Origin of the sequence: Bradyrhizobium sp. SHOUNA76, assembly GCF_023006445.1 — a bacterium.
Classification (GTDB): Bacteria; Pseudomonadota; Alphaproteobacteria; order Rhizobiales; family Xanthobacteraceae; genus Bradyrhizobium.
The window spans coordinates 1-3694 of the sequence record NZ_JALBHA010000583.1 but is presented as its reverse complement, the minus strand read 5'-3'; the positions used below and the strand labels follow the sequence as shown (position 1 = coordinate 3694).

Genomic DNA, 3694 nt, shown 5'->3' with positions numbered 1-3694 from the left:
GCCACGGAAGCCGCCTTCGCGCTCGCCGCGGAAGCCGCCGCCACGATCGTCACGCTCGCGGTCGCGGTCGGCCTTGCGCATCATCGCGGACGGGCCTTCCTCGAGCTCTTCGACGCGGACGCTGAGATAGCGGATCACGTCTTCGCTGATGCGCTCCTGGCGCTCGATCTCGGCGATCGCCGCGGACGGCGCGTCGATGTTGAGCAGCACGAAGTGCGCCTTGCGGTTCTTGTTCATGCGGTAGGTGAGGGAGCGCACGCCCCAATTCTCGGTCTTGGTGACCTTGCCGCCGAGACCCTCGACGATCCCGGTCATCTGCGCAGTCAGCTCTTCGACCTGCTGCGTGCTCGCGTCCTGACGCGCGAGAAAAACATGCTCATAAAGAGCCATGGTGGTCCTTTCCTCATGTTGGCGCATCGCCCGGCGTCAAGCCCTTAAGAGGCCTTCGGAAAGGACTCTGGGATTAAGCTCAGAAGGCGGAAACACGGGACGACGGGCCGACTGGCCCTGCCACACCAAAATCACGAATGATTTGCTGAGACCGTCCGTTCAGCTCCCGGCCGGGGTCTGCGGATGCGCGCCTTATACGGATTTTGGCCGGCTTTGCAAGGTTGGAGCGCCCCGTTTTCGGCCCGACGGTGCCGGCATGGGGCGGCCGAACCCATCCTCTCGTAACAGCTTGACCTATTTGTTTGTATGTCATACAAATAATTCATCGGGAGGTGCTGATGACGGGTGAATCGGTCCAGGCTCCGTTTGAGGCGTCGGCAGGCGACCCCAAGCACGCCGCGCGAGCCACACGATCGGCCGGCCGCAAGATGCGCTCGCTGCTGCTGGATGCCGCGAGCCCGCTATTTCGGGAGCGGGGGCTGTCTGGCACGGCGATCACCGACATCGCCGCCGCCGCGGACGCGTTCCCGAGCCAGATCACCTATTACTTCCGCACCAAGGAGGCGCTGTTCGTCGAATGCGCCTGCCGCGAGCTGCTGTATCTGGCGCGCGCCACCGAGCAGGCGGCCTTGAAGGCGCGCACGCCGCGGGACTACACGCTGGCGCTGGCGCAGACCGTGACGGCGAGCGATTCAGTCGCTTTCTTCGCCGAAGCGCTGACATTGACGCGGCGTCGCCAGGATCTTGCACCGCTCGTTGAGCGCACGATCGAGCGTCTGCATGGCGAAGGCGCGCGCGCCTATGCGAGCCAGGTGGCGCGGCACGGCTGGCGCTCGCTTCGCGCGCCCGACGAAAGCTCGCGGCGGTTCTGGGCCGTCGCCATCGGCGTCAATCTCGAAGGCTATGCGATGGGCCGCTCGCCCGAGGCGCTCTGCGCCGAGATGCTTCGCGTGCTCGGCGAGCAGGCGAAATCCACGGGCGATGCCGCGCGCCTGCGTCTCGTCGAGGGGCGCGGCACGTCGACCACTTCGGATGAGGAGGGTTAGGCCATGACGGCGCTTCGCATGCGTGCCCGCGATTTCCTGACCGACGATCAACTGGCCGACGTGCGCCAGCGCATGACCTGGAAAGGCGCTGCGCTGATCGCGCACGCCTGGACGCTGATCGTGGGCGCGATCGCTTTGGTCGCGTGGTGGCCCAATCCGATCACCTATATCCTGGCCGTTGCCATCATCGGCTCGCGCCAGCTGGGCCTTTCGATCCTGATGCATGACGGTGCCCATGGCTGCCTGTCCGCCGACGAAAAAACCAATCTGACGCTGAGCCAGTGGTTCTGTGCTTATCCGCTGTTCGCGGAGACGCGCAGCTACCGGCGTTACCACCTTCAGCATCATGCGCGCACGCAGCAGGAGGATGATCCCGATCTCGTGCTGTCGGCGCCGTTTCCGATCACGAAGCTGAGCTATCGCCGCAAGTTCATTCGCGACATCACCGGACAGACCGGCTACCAGCAGCGCAAGGCGCAGCTGCTCAACGCGCTCGGCTCGAAGGACTGGCCGTGGCGCCAGCGCCTGGCGCATTTCTGGGACAAGCTCGGTCCGCAATGCATCGTCAATGCCGTGATGTTCGCTGCGCTTGCGGCCGCCGGCGTGTGGTGGGCCTATCCGCTGCTATGGCTGCTGCCGCTGCTGACCTGGATGATGGTCATCACCCGCATCCGCAACATCGCCGAGCACGCTGTGGTGCCCGACAGCAGCGATCCCTTGCGCAACACCCGCACCACCCACGCCAATTTTCTGGAGCGGCTGTTCATCGCGCCGTATTACGTGAACTACCACCTCGAGCATCATCTCTTGTTCTACGTGCCCTGCTACAATCTGCCGAAGGTCCATCGCCTGCTGAGCGCGAGCCGGCACGCGGGCCGCATGGAGGTGCAGCCGGGCTACGCCGCGGTGCTGCGGCTTGCAACTGCGAAGCCGAACCGCGATGACCGTCCGGGGCAAGTGGTCAATAGCGCGCGCCGCGCGCAGGCAGGGGCGGAGGTCGACGCCAACCAGACGGCCGGCGGATTCTAGCAAGCGGCATATCCGGTTGAATGCTTGCCGAAGCTCCCATCTTGGCTTGACATTCCGGCCCCGGACAGTGTCTACGGCCCCCTTTGGAGCATGATCGGGAACCAAGGCTCGGGCCGGACGTAGTTGGCTGCCGGGTTCTCGAAGACAACTGCTCGAGCGATCCAGGGGAGCGCCGATGACGGCAGCATTCACATTTCCGGGGCAGGGTTCCCAGGCGGTCGGCATGGGCAAGGCCCTGGCCGATGCCTTTCCGGTGGCGCGCGCGGTGTTCGACGAGGTCGATGCCGCGCTCGGGGAGAAGCTGACGGCGACCATCTGGGATGGTCCGGCCGAAACGCTCCAGCTCACCGAAAACGCCCAGCCGGCGCTGATGGCGGTGTCTGTCGCCACCCTGCGCGTGCTGGAGGCCGAGGCTGGATTTTCCGTGGGGCGAGACGCGGCCTTCGTCGCCGGCCACTCGCTCGGCGAATATTCGGCGCTGGCTGCGGCCGGCAGCCTGACGATTTCGGATACCGCCCGTCTGCTTCGCACCCGCGGTCTCGCAATGCAAAAGGCAGTCCCGGTCGGCGCGGGCGCGATGGCCGCGCTGCTTGGTCTCGACTACGAGGCCGCCATGGAGGTCGCCAATGAAGCGGCCCAGGGGCAGGTCTGCCAAGCCGCCAACGACAATGGCGGCGGACAGGTGGTCGTCTCAGGCGACAAGGCTGCGGTGGATCGCGCCGTCGAGATCGCCAAGACCAAGGGCGCCAAGCGCGCGATGCTGCTGCCGGTGTCCGCCCCGTTCCATTGCAGACTGATGCAGCCGGCCGCGGATGCCATGGCGGACGCGCTGTCGAAGGTCACGATCAAGGCGCCGGCCGCGCCGCTGGTGTCGAACGTGCTGGCGAGCGCCATCACCGATCCCGACGAGATCCGCCGCCGCCTGGTCGAGCAGGTCACCGGCACCGTGCGCTGGCGCGAGTCGGTTGCCTATATGGCAGGGCAGGGCGTTACCCGTTTCTTCGAGATCGGCGCCGGCAAGGTGCTGACGGGTCTCGTCAAGCGCATCGCGGACGGTGCCGTCGGCGTCGCGGTCGGCGGTCCCAATGACATTGCCGCCGCCAGGGATGCATTGGCCGCTGCGAAGCAGGCCTAGAGGAGTTGTTTTCGATGTTCGATCTGACTGGCAAAAAGGCGCTCGTCACCGGCGCGACCGGCGGCATCGGCGGCGCGATTGCGCAGGCGCTGCA

At 66.1% G+C, this 3694-nt stretch carries 4 protein-coding genes and 1 pseudogene; 4 read left to right on the top strand and 1 reads right to left on the bottom strand.

The genetic code is table 11. The features are described 5' to 3' along the window. On the bottom strand, positions 1–390 hold a 390-nt coding region (gene rpsF, locus MOV74_RS33700), incomplete at its 3' end, for a 30S ribosomal protein S6 (RefSeq protein ID WP_246931301.1). A gap of 338 nt (positions 391–728) precedes the next feature. On the opposite strand from rpsF, the gene MOV74_RS33695 reads away from it, so the two are divergent. From MOV74_RS33695 to MOV74_RS33680, 4 genes and pseudogenes are all read left to right on the top strand, one after another. After that, positions 729–1436, top strand: coding sequence for a TetR/AcrR family transcriptional regulator C-terminal domain-containing protein (locus MOV74_RS33695; RefSeq protein WP_246931300.1), 708 nt, complete (start codon positions 729–731; stop codon positions 1434–1436). Positions 1437–1439: 3 nt separating this feature from the next. Next, positions 1440–2465 (top strand): fatty acid desaturase family protein, encoded by a 1026-nt coding sequence (locus tag MOV74_RS33690; protein ID WP_246931299.1) that lies wholly within the window; start codon positions 1440–1442, stop codon positions 2463–2465. A 175-nt stretch (positions 2466–2640) separates the two neighbouring features. Next, positions 2641–3600, top strand: coding sequence for an ACP S-malonyltransferase (gene fabD / locus MOV74_RS33685; RefSeq protein ID WP_246931298.1), 960 nt, complete (start codon positions 2641–2643; stop codon positions 3598–3600). A 14-nt stretch (positions 3601–3614) separates the two neighbouring features. Continuing rightward, positions 3615–3694: pseudogene (locus MOV74_RS33680) on the top strand (beta-ketoacyl-ACP reductase); the annotation flags it as partial.

Excerpts from the sequence above, each read along its gene's own strand:
- MOV74_RS33695 (WP_246931300.1), top strand. The coding sequence starts at position 729 with ATGACGGGTGAATCGGTCCAGGCTCCGTTTGAGGCGTCGGCAGGCGAC.
- MOV74_RS33690 (WP_246931299.1), top strand. The coding sequence starts at position 1,440 with ATGACGGCGCTTCGCATGCGTGCCCGCGATTTCCTGACCGACGATCAA.
- fabD (WP_246931298.1), top strand. The coding sequence starts at position 2,641 with ATGACGGCAGCATTCACATTTCCGGGGCAGGGTTCCCAGGCGGTCGGC.